The organism is Planococcus plakortidis, from assembly GCF_001687605.2.
GTDB classification, from domain to species: Bacteria; Bacillota; Bacilli; order Bacillales_A; family Planococcaceae; genus Planococcus; species Planococcus plakortidis.
Genome location: NZ_CP016539.2, coordinates 2,147,939 through 2,165,796, shown reverse-complemented (window position 1 = coordinate 2,165,796; position 17,858 = coordinate 2,147,939). Strand labels below are relative to the sequence as shown.

Here is a 17,858-nt window from a genome sequence, read left to right as displayed (position 1 = left end):
AGTTTATTTATCGTATGATGGTAACGGAATGGAGTGAAAAGAATGTCGAAAAAAATAATCGGGCTCCTGTTAGTTGCCGTTCTGGTCATCATTCTAGCTGTATGGGCGGTCTTTGACAGCCAAAAAGAGGACCGCGCACTGAATAAAATGGCACTTGGCAGCACTGTTGACTTTTTGCCGACTGACGAAGGCCTGGCAAGAGGCGAATTGGCTCCCGACTTCGAATTGACGACATTGGAAGGCGAGGAAATGCGCCTGTCGGATTACCGGGGCCAAGCAGTCATCCTTAATTTCTGGGCGACTTGGTGCCCGCCTTGCCGTGCGGAAATGCCGCATATGCAAACTTTTTACGAGAAACAGCAAGGAAACGATGTCGAGGTACTCGCCGTCAATTTGACGACAGAGGACCGGGGCATGGCGGAAATCGAGAAATTCGTTGAGGAATTCGATTTGGAGTTTCCAATTCCAATGGATATAGACGGGGATATTGGGGCGCTCTATCAAGCGTTTTCCATCCCAACTTCCTATATTATAGATCGCGAGGGCCGTGTGCTTCATAAAATCGTTGGCCCGATGGATGAAGAAATGATGAATGAGTTCATCGACGAAATCAATGAGGGGGAATCATAATGACATCGATCGATACGAAATCTGTACACACAGCCGGCATGGAAGAGCGGACCATCCGCCCGAAAGTGATGCCAATTTACCAAACATCAGCTTTTTCTTTTTCATCTTTAGAAGAGTTGGAAGGCTATTACGAAGGAAACGGAACGTATCTCTACACGCGGACAGCGAATCCGAATACGGATGCACTCGGACAGACGGTTGCACAGCTAGAAGGCGCCCCAAAAGGCGTGGCTGCTTCTTCTGGCATGTCAGCGATACTCGCGGGCATTTTGTCCGTTGCAGAAGCGGGAGACCATATCCTTGCGGCAGAAGATGTTTACGGAGGCACTTTCCATTTGCTGAAAGAAGAATTGAAAAGACTCGGCATTACCGTCCATTTCGCGGATTTCTCGGAAACCGGCACGATTGAACAGGTTTTGGTCGATTATCCCGAAGTGAAATTGATCTTGAGCGAATCGATCACCAATCCATTTTTGCGGGTTGAAGATATTGATGGGCTTGTTCAACTGAAAAATCAATACGGCGTAAAGGTGATGATCGATAATACATTCGCGACGCCTTATACGTATACACCTTATGCACAAGGCGTGGATTTGGTCGTACATAGCGCAACGAAGTATCTCGGCGGGCATAGCGATGTCACATCAGGCGTATTGGTAGGCGATGCCGCTTTGATCGAAGAAGCTACAAAACGCGTCGTCAACCTCGGCATGAACTTAAGCCCTTTTGAAGCATGGCTGACATTACGCGGGGTCAAAACCTTGGCGCTGCGTATGGAAAAGCAAAATGCCAATGCCCAGGCCATTGCCGATTTCCTGCAGGACAAGGCGCGGGTTTGGTATCCGGGAAAAGGCGCGATCGTTTCGTTTGAACTGCCGGAATCGGCGGATGTCTCCGCGTTCTTCTCGTCACTCGGATGGATCAAAATCGTCCCGACTTTGGCCGGTGTCGAAACGACTGTCTCTTATCCATTCGGCACATCTCACCGGGCCTTATCCGCTGAAGAAAAAGCACGGATTGGCGTAACTGAGCGGGTTGTTAGGCTTTCAGCCGGAATCGAAGGCATTGAAGACATCCTTGGACAGCTAAAGCTGGCATTTAACTGATTGAAAAAGATGTAGGGCTAGCCCTGCATCTTTGGTACAATGGAAGATAAGTTCATTTAGCTTAAGGATGGTGTCAGTGAAGTGTTAACGGATTTTTTGATGGCAATCGCCATGTTTTTTCTTAACCCTGTTTTTTATGTCGCATTATTCGCTGCGACGATGCTTGGATATTTCCGCGTTAAAAAAGAACGCCGCATTTTCCGCACGCGGATCGTGTATGGCGGAACGGAATTCAAACGCTTGTTGAAAGATGGCTGGTTGTATGCGCTGATCTTATCGGTTATCGTGGCAGCTGCCGGATTGGCAGTGCCGATGGAATGGTTGATCGCCCTCAGCATCGTCAGCATCATCGTCATGCTGACGGGTTTTTACCACCTGGCCTCTTTCGTCTATTTGGCGTCCGCGTCCGCATTGGTTGTCTGGTTGTTCGAAGCCAATGATTGGACCATTAATCTCGGGTTCGCTGAAATGACAGGCAGGGGGCTTGCGGATGGCTGGCTCATTTCAGTCGCGTTGATTGCAGGGCTTTTGCTGTTCATCGAAAGCCGCATGGTCGAAAAGTCAGCTGCTGCTGCCGCTTCACCGCGCCTGCATAAATCGGCTCGCGGATTGCGGGCGGCCGCTTACATCTCCCGTCGTCTATGGCTGATTCCGGCTGTGCTGGTCGTACCTGGAGAAATGGTCTCCGAATACGCACCGTACTGGCCGCAGCTGCCAATCGGGGAATCGGCGTTTTCCTTTATTTTGTTCCCGCTGGTCTTTGGATTCCAAGGGCGCAGCAAACGGACACTGCCGGTTTATTTGTATCCGAAAATCGCGAAATCGGTCGCTTGGTCGGCTGTCTTGACGATTGTTCTGGCCTTATTCGGTTTCCTGTGGCAGCCGATGGCGATCATCGCACTGGCCGCCGGTGTATTGTTCCGTCTGGGCATTAGCTTGTACTACGCGCAGAAAGAGCGCAGCGGGAATTATACTGTGACCCCACAAGCGCAAGGCGTCATGATCATCGACGTGCTTCCAGGCTCTCCAGCTGAGAAGATGGGGCTTGTGCGCGGGGAAATCATCCGCAAAGTAAACGGCACGACGGTAACGAATGAAACGGAATTGTACGAAGCCATCCAGCTCAATGCAGCGCATTGCCGACTGGAAGTCATCGACCATAACCTGGAAATGCGTTTGCGGCAGCATGTCGTCTTCCGCCATGACCATCATCGTTTAGGTCTTTTGATTGTTGAGTAAGGGGAGAAGTATATGGAATCAATGGTGACCAAGTTTTTCCTATCGCTGTTTGTGCCCGGGCTTCTTGTGATCCTGTTTACGCGCGTGACGTTTAACCATTACGTCGGCCTCATATTAACCGTCGCATTGATTGCTGCGGCCGTTTATGCAGGCTTTACGCATACGTGGCTATTGTTCATCGTCAACGCCGCCTCGTTAACAGCCGGTTTCTGGTATTCAAGCAATATGTATCATAAACGAAAAAAAGCCGAAGCTCATGAAAATGAGTGACGGCTTTTTTCATTATCCGAACCAAAGTCCGTATAGCGAAAGAATGGCAATGGTCCCGAGAACGACAAGGATGACGTTCGCCCCGGCAAAAGCGATTGCGAAAGCGGAAACGGCCCCGATGACGCCGAACCAGATATTTTCCTGAATAAAGAAAACGGCCGGGAAAATCAAAGCGCCGAGCACGGCATACGGAATGTTGCGCAAAACATTCTGCACTGCCTCAGGCAACTCGCGCCCTTCCAAAAAGGTTAACGGGATTGCGCGTGGAATATAAGTTACTAGGGCCATCCCGAAAATCATCCACCAAAACCAGGCACCCATCAGGCGGCAACTCCTTTCCGTGAAATCATTTCAATGAAGATGGCCGATGCGAGTGTCGAGACCATGATTGCCCAACCCGTAGACAGCCAACCGGTGAAATAGAACATGGAATTGAAAAGGGCGGCAATCAACGCCAAGCTGACGACTTTCCGGTTGCCTTTCATGGACGGCACAAGCAGGCCGACGAACATGGCGTATAGCGCGATCGACATGGAAGCCTGCAAAAAAGCAGGGAGGCTGGCGCCGATCAAATGGCCGAGCGAAGTGAATCCGACCCAGCTGCCATAGGAAATGATGATGACCCCAGCGGCAAACGAGGTGCGGACCTTGACGCCTGGCTGCGTGGCCAATACCGTAAACGTTTCATCGGTGATGCCGAAAGCATATAATGCTTTTTTCCAGCGGGCATCCGGTTCCATCTTTTCGTTCAGCGCAGCAGTCATCAGGAAATGCCGGATGTTGACGATGAATGTGTTGACGACAATGAGTACCGGGAGCACACCGGCAGTAATGAGGGAAAGCGATATGTATTGCGCGGCGCCGGCAAAAACGAAGATGCTCATGGCGGTCGCTTCAATCAGCGATAAGCCTGTCGTTTTTGCCAGGAGCCCGAACGTCAGCGCGACCGGAAAATAGCCGATGGCGATACTGGCGCCTGCTTTCACCCCCGAAGAGAATCCTTGTTCCTGCAATTTGTTCCGCTCCTTTTGCCGTAAGTATTTCTCTTTTCCAAAATGGGAGAAAGAGTGTAAAGTAATTATAATAGCATAGCATATTTTAACCCGTTTTTCGGATTCGTTTTTGAAAAATCGCGCAATTTAAAAGGAATGAGCCTATGTCGGATTTTTTTACAATGGAAAACATCGTTGAGTTGACGCAATCTTATCGGGCATTCGGCCCCTTTATCGGATTTTTGCTGCCGTTCCTTGAATCCTTTTTGCCATTTTTGCCACTCTTTGTCTTTGTCTTTGCCAATGCGACGGCCTACGGGTTATGGCTCGGCTTCCTCTTGTCGTGGGGCGGGGCAGTGGCCGGTTCCTATACGGTATTCTTGCTGATCCGTAAATTCGGCCAAGCACGGTTCATGAATTTCATGACACGGCACCAGAAAGTCGAAAGGCTCATCCACTGGGTGGAACGCAATGGCTTCGGCCCGTTGTTTCTGTTGCTGTGTTTCCCTTTTACCCCATCGGCGTTGGTCAATTTGGTAGCAGGGTTATCGAATATCAGCCGCCATTACTATTTACTGACATTGATGGCAGGAAAATTCGTCATGGTCTTTACGATTTCATACGTAGGGTATGATATCCGTGCTTTGTTCACGCAGCCGGTCCGGACGGCCATTGTCATTGCCGTCATCGTGCTGTTGTATGTCATCGGGAAAATCCTCGAGAAGCGGCTTAACAAGCGAGTGGAAGCCGACTTTAAGCGGGCGAAAGAAGAACGGGAAAAAGAACGGCTATCTTAACTGGAAAGTCGTTCTTTTTGATTGTTTACTGTATAATAAGAACAAACGTTCTTGTTGGGAGGAGTGCTTTATATGTCTTTACGAATCGTGTACGGGCGCGCCGGTACCGGCAAAACCCGCTTTGTCCAGGAAGAGATCGCCGATAGTTTAAAAGACCAGGCGGATGGGGATCCGATATTTCTTATCGTCCCGGACCAGATGTCGTTTTCCACGGAGTACAGGTTGTCCGCTGCATATGGCATGAATGGCATGATTCGTGCACAAGCTGTGACTTTTAAACGCCTTGCATGGCGTGTGTTGCAGGAAGTCGGCGGGATCAGCCGCAAGGAAATCGATACATTCGGCTACCGGATGCTGATCCGCAGCCTGCTCGAGGAACATAAGGATGAGTTCAACTTATTCAGGCGAGCCGCAGGGAAACGGGGCTTCACGGACCAGATCGAGCAATTGATCAAAGAGTTTTCGCGTTATTGCATCGATTGCGATGAACTGGGCACCATCCGTTCATCCCTCGAATCAGCCGGAGCTCCGAGGACGCTGCAGGACAAGGCAGCGGATTTAGAGCTGATTCTATTGGAAATCGACCGCAGGCTGGGCAAGGTATTCGTGGATTCCGAGGGGCATCTTGGCTTATTGAGCGAAAAAATCCGCCATTCGGGCACGATGAAGCAGTCAGCTGTTTATATCGACGGCTTCGTCAGCTTTACCGCTCGCGAGTTCCAGATCATCGAAGAGTTGCTGAAGCATGCCAAATCTGTGACGATCGTCTTGCCGATGGATGAGTCAAGCGATATAGAGGACGAACAATCGTTGTTCTACCAATCCGCCGTCACGGCAAGCCGTTTGATAGAGCTGGCTGCATCGGAGGGAATCGGCCTTGAGCCGGAAGTGTACCTGCAAGAGCCGAAACGCTTCATGAATGAAGAGCTTCGGCATGTGGAGCGCTATATCGAAACCTTCCCTGCCCCTTCCATCCAGGGGCAAGGGGCGGTCGAATTGGTCGAAGCATCGAACCGGCGAGCTGAAATCCATGAGCTTGCCCGATCGATCCGCCAGCAGGTGATGGAGGGCTGCCGATATAAAGATATTGCGGTATTATACCGCCAGCCCGAAGTATACGACGAACTGATCAACACCATTTTTCCACAATACGACATCCCTTATTTCATCAGCCAGAAAAAATCGATGCTCCACCATCCATTGATCGAATTCAGCCGTTCTGCACTAGAAGCGGTCATCGGCAATTATGCATATGAACCGGTTTTCCGGGCGTTGAAGACGGATTTGTTCTTCCCTGAAGGCAATGTCAGCAAATGGCGGGAGCGCGGAGACCAACTCGAAAATTTCGTCCTGGCCAATGGCATCTACGGGGACCGCTGGTTTGACGATAAACGCTGGATCTATAAGAAATACCGCGGGCTGGAATTCCATTCAGGCATTCAGACTGATGAGGAATTGGCGCTCCAGATGGAATTGCAGACTGTCCGGGATGTAGTGCGCGACCCGCTTGAGCGTTTGAAAACCCGGCTAGGAGACTGTGTGACCGGCCGGGACTTTGCCACAGCGCTATTTCAGTTTGTCGAAGAGCTTGATGTCTATGCGAAAATCCAGTTGCTGAAAGACCGCGAGGAAGCGGAACATCAATTGCTTGCCGCGACCGAGCACGAGCAGGCGTGGAATCAATGGGTGGGCGTACTCGACCAATTCGTGTTGATGTTCGGGGAAAAAGAACTGGACCTCCAAAGTGCTGCGAGGATTCTGGATGAAGGTTTTGAAACCTTGGAGTTTTCACGCATTCCGCCATCGCTCGATCAAGTGACCATTGCCAAAATGGACCTGGCGCGCTTGATGGACATCCGGTCGGTCTTCATCATCGGCGCGAATGATGGCATCTTGCCGCAGCGCATCGAACACGAAGGGCTCTTGACCGACGCGGAACGCGAGTGGTTCCAGAGAATCGGCATCGAACTCGCGCCGAGTTCGCGCATGCGCCTGATGGATGAAACGTATATGGCATATCGCTCCTTCTCTTCCGCTTCCGATCGGCTGAGCGTTTCCTATCCGATTGCGGACGAAGAAGGAAAAGCTTTACTGCCGTCTTTATATATCAGGAAAATTGCCGACCTGCTCCAGATCGAACCGAAATTGGCTGCAATCGGCCCGGAAGAGTTGCATGAGCCGGATGCATTGGAATACATTACGCATCCGCGTGCGGCGCTATCGCATCTGGCTGCCCAAATCAGGAGCGGAGAACTGACCGGCCACTGGCAAGCCGTGCTTGATTACTACCGGGAAGACCCGTTATGGTCGTCGGTCATCGACCAGGTCTTCAAGCCTTTGAGCCATACAAAAGCAGAGAAATTATCGGAAAAGGTCGCTGGATCGCTTTACGGTACGCCGATTGCCTCTAGCGTCTCCCGCATCGAGACCTACCACAGCTGCCAATTCGCGCATTATGCAGCATATGGCTTAAAACTCGAAGAGCGCAGCCAATACCGTCTGGCGGCCCCGGCGATGGGGGATTTATTCCACGCCGCGATCAAATGGATTTCGGATGAAGTGATGCAGCTCGGTGTTTCCTGGTCATCCTTGAGCAAGGAACAATGTGCGGATCTCGCGAAGCGGGCGATTGAACAATTATCGCCTTATTTCGTCAACCAGATCCTGTTGAGTACCCATCGCTATCGGTATATCCAATACAAACTTGAAGGCATCATCCGCCAGACAGCGTTCATGTTGAGCAAACATGCACAAGTATCCGGTTTCGTACCCGTCGCCCTTGAAGTGGGCTTCGGGACGAAAGAGGCGATTCCGCCGCTAGACATTCCACTCGAACGCGGGCGCAAGATGAATGTACGCGGGCGCATCGACCGCATCGATTCAACCGATATCGGAGGCAAACCGTATTTGCGGGTGGTCGATTATAAATCATCCAAGCAAGGCTTGGATCTGGGTGAAGTTTACCACGGCTTGGCCCTTCAAACCTTCACTTATCTGGATGTCGCCCTGACCCACTCGAAACGCTGGCTCGGGGAGCAGGCGGAACCGGCCGGGGTGCTGTATTTCCACATGCATAACCCGATGCTGAAGATGACGAAGCTGCTAAGTGCCGAAGAATTGGAAGAAGAGCTCGCGAAGTCATTCAAGATGAATGGGCTCGTCGTGGAGGATCCGGACGTCATACAGGCGATGGATGATCGGATCGACGGCTATTCGAATGTCATTCCAGTGCGGCTCAACAAAAATGGCTCGGTCTCGAAAGGGTCGTCGAAAACGGTCGAAAAAGATGATATGGAAACGATCCGGAAATTTGTCCGGAAAAAACACCAAGGGGCAGGAAATGGCATTCTCGACGGCCAAACGGAGGTCTCGCCTTACCGCTTGAAGGATGATACGCCTTGCCAATTTTGCAATTTCCGGGCGGTATGCCAATTCGACCCGAGCGACCCGGAACAAAGCTACCGGAAGTTACCGGTGTTGAATCCTGACCAGGCAGTGGAGAAAATACGCAAGGAGTTGAGCGCTGATGATACCGGAAAAACCGAATGATGCCACATGGACGGATGAACAGTGGCAGGCGATATGGGCGAAAGGACAGGATATGCTCGTATCGGCGGCGGCAGGCTCAGGGAAAACGGCTGTCCTGATCAACCGGATGATCGAAAAAGTGCTCGATGAACAAGACCCGGTATCCGTCGATGAGCTATTGGTCGTAACGTTCACGAACGCTTCCGCGGCTGAAATGCGCCACCGCATGTCTGCTGCATTGGAACAGGCGGTCGCGGCACAGCCTGAGTCCGTTCATTTGAAAAAACAACTGCGCTTGATCAATAAAGCCCAAATTTCCACTTTGCACTCGTTCTGCCTGCAAGTCGTGAAGCAATATGCCTATCTCCTGGAAATCGATCCCGGCTTCCGCATTGCGGGAGATACTGAAGCGGCATTGCTGCGGGATGATGTGATGGAAGCTGTGCTCGAATCTGCTTATGAAGGCCAAGGGCGGGAGAAGGTCTATAGGCTTGCGGATAGTTTCACTTCGGACCGCAGCGATCAGGCAATGGAGATCCTGCTGGGCAAACTATACGATTATTCGCGAGTCCACCCCGAACCGGATGCATGGCTCGACCAATTGCCAAGGCTTTACGATGTGCCGGAACCCGTAACGATCGATGACTTGCCATTTATGGAAGACCTGAAAATGACGATACGCCATAGTTTTGAAGCGGCGCTCGATTTGCTGGACGAAGGCTGGGAACTGGCCACTTCTCCGGACGGCCCGGCCATACTGGAAGAGAATTTCCGGATGGATGCCACGCTGGTCCGTGCTGCACTAGATGCATTGGATGAATCCTGGGCATCGCTTCATGCATATGCGCGTAACGTTAAATGGGAGCGGCTGGCGTCCGTGAAAAAGGATTCCTGTGACCCGCAGCTGGCGGAAGAAGCGAAAGCGCGCAGAAACGAAGCGAAAAAACTCTTCAATGATGTAAAAGACGGCTATTTCACCCGTGCGCCTGAGCGCTTGCTTGAGGAGATGCGTGAAATGGCCTCGCTCATGACAACATTAGTCGATTTGACGAAGCGCTTTGCGGAAGATTATAAAGCTTTGAAAATCGACCGCGGCCTGGTGGACTTCTCGGATCTGGAGCATTATGCGCTGGAAATCCTGAGCGATGGCGGGGAACCCTCTGCGATTGCACAAGATTACCGTGCGCGGTTCAAGGAAGTCTTGGTCGATGAATACCAGGATACGAATATGCTGCAGGAAACGATACTTAGCCTGGTGAAATCCGGAACGGAACAGGATGGCAATCTATTCATGGTCGGGGACGTCAAACAGTCCATCTATCGATTCCGCCTCGCAGAACCGATGCTGTTCCTTGGCAAGTATTCCCGCTTTAGCCGGGAAGCTGACGGGACCGGCCTTAGAATCGATTTGAACGCCAATTTCAGGAGCCGCAAGGAAGTCCTCGATGGCACCAATTACATCTTTTCGCAGATCATGGGCGAGCGAGTTGGTGAAATCAGCTACGATGAAGATGCGGCATTGAAGCCGAAAGCGCCATATCCCGAAGAGGATGTGCCGATCCATTTGACGCTCATCCATGAACCTGAAGCGGAGGAAGGGGAAGAGACAGCGGTAGACATGGACAAGTCGCAGTGGGAAGCCCGCTGGATTGCGCAAAAAATTCGCCATATGATGGATGCGGGAACGCTCGTTCACGATCCTTGGAGCGGGAAAGAACGGCCGCTTGAATATCGTGATATTGTCGTGTTGATGCGTTCTATGACTTGGTCGGGCGACTTTTCAGATGAGTTCAAAATGGCTGGCATCCCTCTGTACGCGGAATTGAGCGGAGGTTATTTTGACGCACTCGAAGTAATGATCATGCTCAATACCTTGCGCGTCATCGATAATCCGTATCAGGATATCCCGCTTGCCGCTGTTCTTCGTGCGCCATTTTTCGGCCTTCGGGAAAACGAGTTGGCAGCGATCCGCCTGGCTGACACTAAAGGCACCTTTTACGATGCGCTAAAAGCATTCATCCGCATCGGTTCGATGGACGAAAGGACGCGCGTAAAGCTCGGCCGTTTCACAAACTACTTGAAAAAGTGGCGGGACCTGGCGCGGCGGGGGTCGTTGTCGGAATTGATCTGGGAAGTCTATATCGATACGAATTATTATGAAATGGCGGGCGCCATGTCGAACGGCAAGCAACGCCAAGCGAATCTTCGCGCCCTCCATGACCGTGCACTCGAGTACGAGAAAACCGCTTTCCGCGGATTGTTCCGCTTCCTGCGCTTTATTGACCGCATGCGTGAGCGCGGGGATGATCTTGGAACTGCAAAATCGTTGAGTGAGAAGGAAAATGTCGTCCGGCTCATGACCGTCCACAAATCGAAAGGGCTGGAGTTTCCTGTCGTCTTTTTCGCGGGAACCGCAAGGCCATTCAATGAAATGGATTTCCACAAGCCGTATTTATTCGACCAGCAATATGGGCTTGCGGTGAAGGCCGTCAATCCCGATACACGCATCGAATACACCTCGCTGCCTTATCTTGCCGTTAAAGAGATGAAGCAAATGCAGGCGAAAGCAGAAGAAATGCGCGTTTTGTATGTAGCGATGACGCGTGCGAAAGAAAAGCTCTACCTGACCGCATCGGTAAAAGATATAGAGCGGTTATTGGAGAAGTGGAAGACCGTCTCAGGCGATGTGCTCTTACCTGATTTTAAACGGTCGCGTGCAAAGTCCTATCTGGATTGGATCGGCCCTGCCGTTTCCAGGCATCCAGATGCCAAAGTGTTCCACGTCGGCGGTGAGATGCTCGAACATCAATCGCGTTTCCAGATCGACATTGTCGAGACGCTTTCCTTGGAAGAGCCGCTCCCATTGCTGGAAGCGCCACAAGACCGGCCGGAAGCAGAAAAAGATGCAGAATTGATCCGCAGCCGCTTCGATTTCATCTATCCGCACCAGGCAGCAGTCGAAAAACGCTCCAAGCAATCGGTGACGGAAATGAAGAGATTGCAGCTATTGCAGCGTTTGGACGAGCCAGAATCCTTTATACAGGATTACCAGCCAAAAACGCAGAAAAGAGCGCCGCATCGCCCTGATTTTCTGATGGACCGCAAACTGTCGGCTGCAGATATCGGCACGGCGGTCCATACCGCCATGCAGCATTTGCCGCTAGAGCGGCAAATGGATGTTGGGGAAATCAGGCAATTTCTTGAGGAACTGGCAGGCCGGGAAATTCTGACGAAGGAAGAAGCGCAAGCTGTCAAGGCGGAACAAATTGCAGCGTTTTTCCATAGCCCTATCGCACAGCGCTTGATGAACGCAGAAGATATCAGGCGGGAAGTTCCTTTTACGTACGCACGGGCGGACGAAGACGGCGACCATCAGATCGTCCAAGGAATCGTCGATTGCCTGTTCAAGGAAAATGGGGAATGGGTCCTGCTCGATTACAAAACCGACCGGACACAGGGGATGGGCAATGTCCATTCGGTGATGAAAGAGCGCTACTCTGTCCAATTGTCGGTTTACCAAGAAGCAGTGGAAGCGATTTTGCGCATTCCGATAACGCAGCGTGTCTTGTATTTGTTCTCTTCAAACGAAGAAGTGGAAGTCTAGGAGGATTATTTTGAAATTACAGCCGATCTCTTTACGTGAACGGGTGGACGCCATCGACTTGATGAGGGGATTTTCGTTATTCGGGATCCTGCTCATCAATATGCTGGCCTTCCACACCCCTTTAACTTATATCGATCCCTACAAATGGTTCAGCGGAAATATGGACCAAACCATTTTCACCGGCTTGGATATTTTCGTCCAGGCAAGTTTCTATCCCTTGTTCTCGATGCTGTTCGGCTATGGGCTGATGATGCAATTCCTGCGCGCAGAACATTACGGGCAGCCATTTATGCCGATTGCCGTCAAACGTTTGTTGGTCCTGCTGGCATTTGGGATCGTCCATGCCTTCTTGATCTGGTATGGGGACATCTTGATTACCTATGCACTTATGGGCTTGTTATTGATCGGAATGTTCCGGCTTCCACCCGCTTGGCTCCTGGGCCTTGGGGTCTTGCTCTACACACTGCCGCATGTAATGTTTACCGTCATCATGTTCCTTGCGGTCATGGTCGACCCAAACATCTATATCGGTTATCAGGAAGCCGAACAATCCGTGGCTGCCTACCAATCAGGCACTTTCGCTGAGATCTTCAGCCGGCGGTTAACGGATTGGTATTACGTCAACAACCCGTTCAGCTTTATCATTCTGGCAGTCACGATCCTGCCGCTCATGATGGTCGGTGCGGCAGCGGCGAAATTGCGGATGATCGAACAAACTGCCGCAAAGAAAAAGACATGGCTCGTGCTTGGTGTGGTTGCACTCACGGCCGGGTTGCTGCTGAAAATGACTCCGTATCTCTTCGACAAGAATTACGCTTTCCAATATGTCCAGGAAATCTTCGGCGGCCCCCTTGTGGCGATCGGTTATGCAGCGATCATCGCTTTATTGTCCCTGAACGTGAATTTCATGAAAGTCTTGTCGCCCCTGGTCAAAGCCGGCAGGATGTCAATGACGGTCTATATCACGCAGTCGATTATCGCGACCAGCATCTTCTATTCATTCGGCCTGGGGTTATATGGGCAAGTGGACTTGTTGACCGGCACCCTGATCGCCCTCGGCATTTTCGTCCTCCAATTGATTTTTGCTGAGCTATGGTTCAGCAAATTCAACCGGGGGCCGATTGAAATGGTCTGGCGCCGATGGACATACGGAAATAATTTTGAAAAAAGCAACAATTCAAAACGCTGAATGTGTATAATGGATGCAATCACAGAAAAGGAGTGTTTGACGAATGAAACTTCTATCGTTTCGCTTTCAAGGAGAAGAACGTTTTGGACCAAAGGTAAAAAAAGAAGAAGCCGTGTGGGATGTCCTCGCCATCCAGGAGCAGCTGGAAGTATTGCCGGAATTTCCGGATAAGCTGATTGATGGAGTAGCGCAAGGAATGGAGTTTGTGGAACAGATCCGCAAACTGACGGAGGCGGCTGTCCAATCGGAAACCCCTGAGCAATTCAAACACTCTTTTTCGGAAATCGAATGGCAGGCACCTGTCCCGAGGCCTCCGAAAAACTTTATCTGCATCGGCAAGAACTATGCAGACCATGCTAAAGAGATGGGCGGGCAGGCACCAACCGAAATGGTCGTTTTCACAAAAGCGCCGAATACGGTGGCAGCCGATGAAGAGACGGTATCCGTGCATGCGGATGTGACCGATTCATATGATTATGAAGGCGAATTGGCCGTCGTGATCGGAAAAGCCGGGCATAAGATCCCGAAACAGCTGGCTTACGATCACGTATTCGGATACACGATCGCACTCGATTTGACAGCCCGTGACCTGCAGGAAAAACATCAGCAATATTTCCTTGGAAAAAGCTTGCCGGGTTCCTGCCCGATGGGTCCATACCTGGTCACAAAAGATGAAATCCCGCAATCACAGAATCTGTCCTTGGTGACGAAAGTGAACGATGAGGTCCGCCAAAACGGCAATACGGAACAGATGATCCGCCGTGTCGATGAGTTGATTTCAGAAATCTCCAAGAGTGTGGCCCTTGAACCAGGCGATGTCATCCTGACAGGAACTCCGGCTGGCGTCGGCAAAGGGTTCAATCCGCCGAAGTTCTTGAAAGCGGGCGATACGATCAAAGTATCGATCCAGTCAATCGGCACACTCGTCACACATTTGTCATAAGGAACAATCGCTTCCAATTGTCCTGCGTGTGTTAAACTTGAGGGGACTATATTAAATGAGGTGAGCTTTTGGGATTTTTAACTGACACAACGCATTTACACATTACCATGTGGGTAGTGGGGATCGTGCTGTTCCTCGTGGCTGCATTCATGCACCGCGACAGCAAGGGGCGTAAAATCGTCCATATGATCACGAGACTGATCTATGTTTTAATCATCATCACCGGACTGACGTTGTTCATCGCGCATTCCTCTTACGATGCCATGCTTTACGGCTTGAAATTCCTATTCGGTTTATTGACCATCGGCATGATGGAAATGGTGCTCGTCCGTGGCAAGAAACAAAAACCCGTCACATTGTTCTGGGCCTTGTTTGCCGTGTTCTTGCTCGTGACCTTGTTCCTCGGCTTCAAATTGCCGATCGGCTTCAACTTCCTTGCATAATACGGAATTTATATCCAATTAAAAACTGTACGTTTCTTGCCGGTCCTTACTGGCAGGGAACGTGCATTTTTTTTTGCTATTCATCAACCGGGCGAAATCGCCTTTTTAAGTTGCGAATTTCACAGTTTGGACGAAACTAAGCATAAACAGCTGCGCTTTCATGAATCCGACATAGCGGCAAATAGGCGAGTTTGATAAAATAGACCGGGTGAGCATCATCTTGGCCTCATTGAAGGAGGAGTACGGACTTGAAGAAAAAAACTATTGTTTGGGCGTTGGCAGCCGCCTTATTATTGCCGTCAACAGCTGGTGTGGCGGCTGAAGAGGCCCGCACAATCGAAGATGAAAGCATCTACGACGTTCTCGTAGACCGCTATTTCAATAAACAGATCCAGAACGATTATGATGTGGATGCCACAGACCCGGGAGCGTTCAGTGGCGGTGACTTCTCGGGTATGGAAAGTGAGATCGCGCACGTCCGAGATATGGGCTTTACTGTGCTGTCGATGGGTCCTGTATTCCAGACTGCAAGCTATGACGGGCGGGAAGTGTTGGATTACGGCCAATTGGAACGCCATTTCGGAACGGTGGAAGAATTTCAATCGCTCATCGATGAAGTGCATGAAAGTGATATGAAAGCCATCGTCGACTTGCCAACGCAAGAAGTGAGTGCAGAGCACATCTGGGCTCAGGAAAACCCTGATTGGTTCATCGAAAACGGGGACCAGACGCTTTCCCTGGACACAGGCAATGAAGAGGTGCAGCAAGCCTTGATTCAAATGTTCGTCGACTTCCGCGATACATACGGAATAGACGGGGTCCGGCTGCAGGATTCGGAAGAACTGGACCCGGCGTTCATCGAAAACTTCTCGGCTGCCATGAAAAGGCAGGAAGGTTTTTATGTCTTGGCAGATGCGGAAATGGAGAGTCGGCCAGGGTTTGATGCCGTCGTCCAGGAGGGTGTGGAACAAACACTGCGCGACAGCTATCGTAATTTCGACCAATCGTTGGCAGACATCCCTGAATTGATGCAGCAGACAGAAGGTAAATTGATCCGTGTCGATTCACTCGACGGGTCCCGTTTCACATCGGACATCGTCGAATCAAGAGGCTATCCGCCGACCCGGTGGCGGATGCTGTTTGCGCAATTATTGACGATGCCGGGAATCCCGGTTGTCCAGTACGGTTCCGAAACCGCGATGAACGGTGAAGCCTTGCCGGAATCGCATCAGATCCTGGATATGGCGGTCGAAAAGGAATTAATCGACTACATCACCAACCTGAACTCGTTACGCAATTCATCTGAAGCCTTGCGCATGGGGGAATTGGAGATGCTTCACGAAGAAGAGGGCTGGATGGTCTATAAACGTTCAAACGAAGAAGAAGCATGGATCATCGCGATCAACAACTCATCCGGGACGAAAAGCCACAGTCTGTCACCCGATATCATAGGGGAAGGAATGGAGTTGCGGGGCTTGTTCGAAAGCGATATCGTCCGGCCGGACGAAGACGGCCAGTATCGCCTTACATTGGACCGTGAATTGGTTGAAACGTACCATATTACGGAAAAACGTGGCCTGAATACGGCGTATATCGTCACATTGGGCTTGATGTATTTAGTTTTCATGGGCTTCTTATGGGTTGTCTGGAAAAAAGGCAAGCAGCGGAAAGCCGATGAAGCTGCAAAAAAGAATAAATAAACAAAAGGCTGTGAACAGGTTGTAACCTGTCCACAGCCTTTTTGCCTGAAAAGAACGCCTGTTTCCAGGCATTTATCCGTATAATCAGTCGAAAGCTTTATAGCCGATCATGTTGACGGGATCTTTCGGTGAAGAGAAGGGGGGAGCATAGCACAGTTCGAGCGCTTGTAAGTCATCGACAGTCAATCCTCCGTGGATCGCGGTTGCAATCACATCGATGCGCTTGTCGACACCTTTGCCCCCGACGCATTGTGCGCCCAAAATCTGTCTGGTGCTGGGATTGTAATGGACTTTTAAGGTCAGTTTTTCATGGTCGGGATAATAACCTGCATTTGAATTGCCTGTATGGGTCACTGTTTTGGCAAGCAGGCCTTTTTCTTTGATCGCAGTTTCAGTCATGCCTGTCATCGCTGCATCCAATTCAAAAACTTTTAAAATGGAAGTGCCGAGAAGTCCTTTTTTGGGAACGGGTTTTCCGGTAATATGCTGAGCGGCCAGGAAAGCCTGGCGGTGTGCAGGGACAGCTAGCGGGACACGTTTCGGGTCTCCGGTAATGAAATCAAAGTTTTCCGAAGCATCCCCGATGGCGTAGATCGATTCATCATCGGTCTGCATGAATTCGTTGGTCTGGATCCCCCCGGTTTCACCGATGCTGAGCCCCGCCTTTTCAGCAAGGAGGGTGTTTGGTTTCAATCCGATGCTCATGATGACGAAATCGGTATCCAGGCTCTTTCCGTTGGAGAGCTGTACGTTTTTCTGCCCGATATTTTCGATGACGGTGTCGGTATGGATTTGGATGCCGTTTTTTTCCAGCTCGGCATGCAGGAGAAGTGACAGGTCCTCATCCAAAATCGATAGAATGGCGCTCGACTTATGGACGATATCGACTGCCAATCCAAGATGCTTCAGATTCTCTGCCATTTCGAGCCCGATGAAGCCTGCGCCGGAAATTGTCCCATGACTAGGCTTTTGCTTTTGTATATAGGAGTGGATCGCTTGCATATCGCTATAGCTGCGCAGGGTGAATACATGCCCTTGTCCTGAGCCCTCAATTTCTGGCATGATGGCGCGGCCGCCGGGAGACAAAATCAAGGCGTCGTAGGAATCGTGAAACTCTCCGCCGGTTTTCAAATTGCGGACCCGTACTTTTTTCTCGGCGCGAAGAATTTCCATGACTTCATGCTCGAGGCGGACATCGATGTTGCGTTTTTGTTGGAACTGTTCCGGATTCGCCATCAAGATCGAAGTTTCATCTTCAATGACTTCCCCGATTACATATGGCGTTCCACAAGCTGCATAGGACATGGTCGAATCCCGGTCATAAACCGTGATGTTCATTTCCTTATCGTAAAACCGCAGCTGACCGGCAGCGGTCGCACCGCCGCCTACCGCGCCGACAATGATCACTTTTTTCATC

Annotated in this window: 14 protein-coding genes; 11 read left to right on the top strand and 3 right to left on the bottom strand. The window is 50.8% G+C overall.

Annotation, left to right across the window (positions count from 1 at the left end; all coding sequences use genetic code 11):
• The first annotated feature begins 42 nt into the window (after positions 1-42).
• From BBI15_RS10945 to BBI15_RS10930, 4 genes are all read left to right on the top strand, one after another.
• Positions 43-630, top strand: coding sequence for a peroxiredoxin family protein (locus BBI15_RS10945; RefSeq protein WP_068869593.1), 588 nt, complete (start codon positions 43-45; stop codon positions 628-630).
• Complete coding sequence (locus tag BBI15_RS10940) at positions 630-1,736, top strand: trans-sulfuration enzyme family protein (RefSeq protein ID WP_068869592.1); 1,107 nt, start codon at positions 630-632, stop codon at positions 1,734-1,736. The genes BBI15_RS10945 and BBI15_RS10940 overlap by 1 nt, the downstream gene beginning before the upstream one ends.
• An 81-nt stretch (positions 1,737-1,817) precedes the next feature.
• Positions 1,818-2,975 carry a PDZ domain-containing protein gene (locus BBI15_RS10935; protein ID WP_237150862.1) on the top strand — a complete coding sequence of 386 codons (1,158 nt, stop codon included), beginning with the start codon at positions 1,818-1,820 and terminating at the stop codon, positions 2,973-2,975.
• A 12-nt stretch (positions 2,976-2,987) separates the two neighbouring features.
• Positions 2,988-3,245 carry a CsbA family protein gene (locus BBI15_RS10930; RefSeq protein ID WP_068869591.1) on the top strand — a complete coding sequence of 86 codons (258 nt, stop codon included), beginning with the start codon at positions 2,988-2,990 and terminating at the stop codon, positions 3,243-3,245.
• 12 nt (positions 3,246-3,257) lie between these two features.
• Here the strand turns inward: BBI15_RS10930 and BBI15_RS10925 are convergent, their stop codons facing one another.
• Both BBI15_RS10925 and BBI15_RS10920 read right to left on the bottom strand, forming a co-directional pair.
• Entirely contained in the window at positions 3,258-3,566 is a 309-nt protein-coding gene (locus tag BBI15_RS10925; protein ID WP_068869590.1) for an AzlD domain-containing protein, read from the bottom strand.
• Positions 3,566-4,258: an AzlC family ABC transporter permease gene (locus BBI15_RS10920; protein ID WP_068869589.1), complete on the bottom strand. Its 693-nt coding sequence runs from the start codon at positions 4,256-4,258 to the stop codon at positions 3,566-3,568. The genes BBI15_RS10925 and BBI15_RS10920 overlap by 1 nt, the downstream gene beginning before the upstream one ends.
• Positions 4,259-4,419: 161 nt before the next feature.
• Here BBI15_RS10920 and BBI15_RS10915 point away from each other — a divergent pair, with 161 nt between their 5' ends.
• The 7 genes from BBI15_RS10915 (at position 4,420) to BBI15_RS10885 (ending at position 16,441) form a co-directional block, all read left to right on the top strand.
• The gene (locus tag BBI15_RS10915; protein WP_084633031.1) at positions 4,420-5,034 is read left to right on the top strand and encodes a TVP38/TMEM64 family protein; all 615 of its coding nucleotides are present in this window, start codon (positions 4,420-4,422) and stop codon (positions 5,032-5,034) included.
• 72 nt (positions 5,035-5,106) lie between these two features.
• Positions 5,107-8,583 (top strand): helicase-exonuclease AddAB subunit AddB, encoded by a 3,477-nt coding sequence (gene addB / locus BBI15_RS10910; protein ID WP_068869587.1) that lies wholly within the window; start codon positions 5,107-5,109, stop codon positions 8,581-8,583.
• The gene (gene addA / locus BBI15_RS10905) at positions 8,561-12,166 is read left to right on the top strand and encodes a helicase-exonuclease AddAB subunit AddA (RefSeq protein WP_068869586.1); all 3,606 of its coding nucleotides are present in this window, start codon (positions 8,561-8,563) and stop codon (positions 12,164-12,166) included. The genes addB and addA overlap by 23 nt, the downstream gene beginning before the upstream one ends.
• A gap of 10 nt (positions 12,167-12,176) precedes the next feature.
• Complete coding sequence (locus tag BBI15_RS10900) at positions 12,177-13,355, top strand: DUF418 domain-containing protein (protein ID WP_068869585.1); 1,179 nt, start codon at positions 12,177-12,179, stop codon at positions 13,353-13,355.
• Positions 13,356-13,398: 43 nt separating this feature from the next.
• Entirely contained in the window at positions 13,399-14,298 is a 900-nt protein-coding gene (locus tag BBI15_RS10895; RefSeq protein WP_068869584.1) for a fumarylacetoacetate hydrolase family protein, read from the top strand.
• A gap of 68 nt (positions 14,299-14,366) precedes the next feature.
• Positions 14,367-14,741, top strand: coding sequence for a YisL family protein (locus tag BBI15_RS10890; protein ID WP_068869583.1), 375 nt, complete (start codon positions 14,367-14,369; stop codon positions 14,739-14,741).
• Between the two features lie 248 nt (positions 14,742-14,989).
• Positions 14,990-16,441, top strand: a complete 1,452-nt coding sequence (locus tag BBI15_RS10885; protein WP_068869582.1) for an alpha-amylase family glycosyl hydrolase — start codon at positions 14,990-14,992, stop codon at positions 16,439-16,441.
• Positions 16,442-16,525: 84 nt separating this feature from the next.
• Here BBI15_RS10885 and BBI15_RS10880 read toward each other — a convergent pair whose 3' ends face one another.
• Positions 16,526-17,857 carry a CoA-disulfide reductase gene (locus tag BBI15_RS10880; RefSeq protein WP_068869581.1) on the bottom strand — a complete coding sequence of 444 codons (1,332 nt, stop codon included), beginning with the start codon at positions 17,855-17,857 and terminating at the stop codon, positions 16,526-16,528.
• Between the last annotated feature and the right edge of the window lies 1 nt (position 17,858).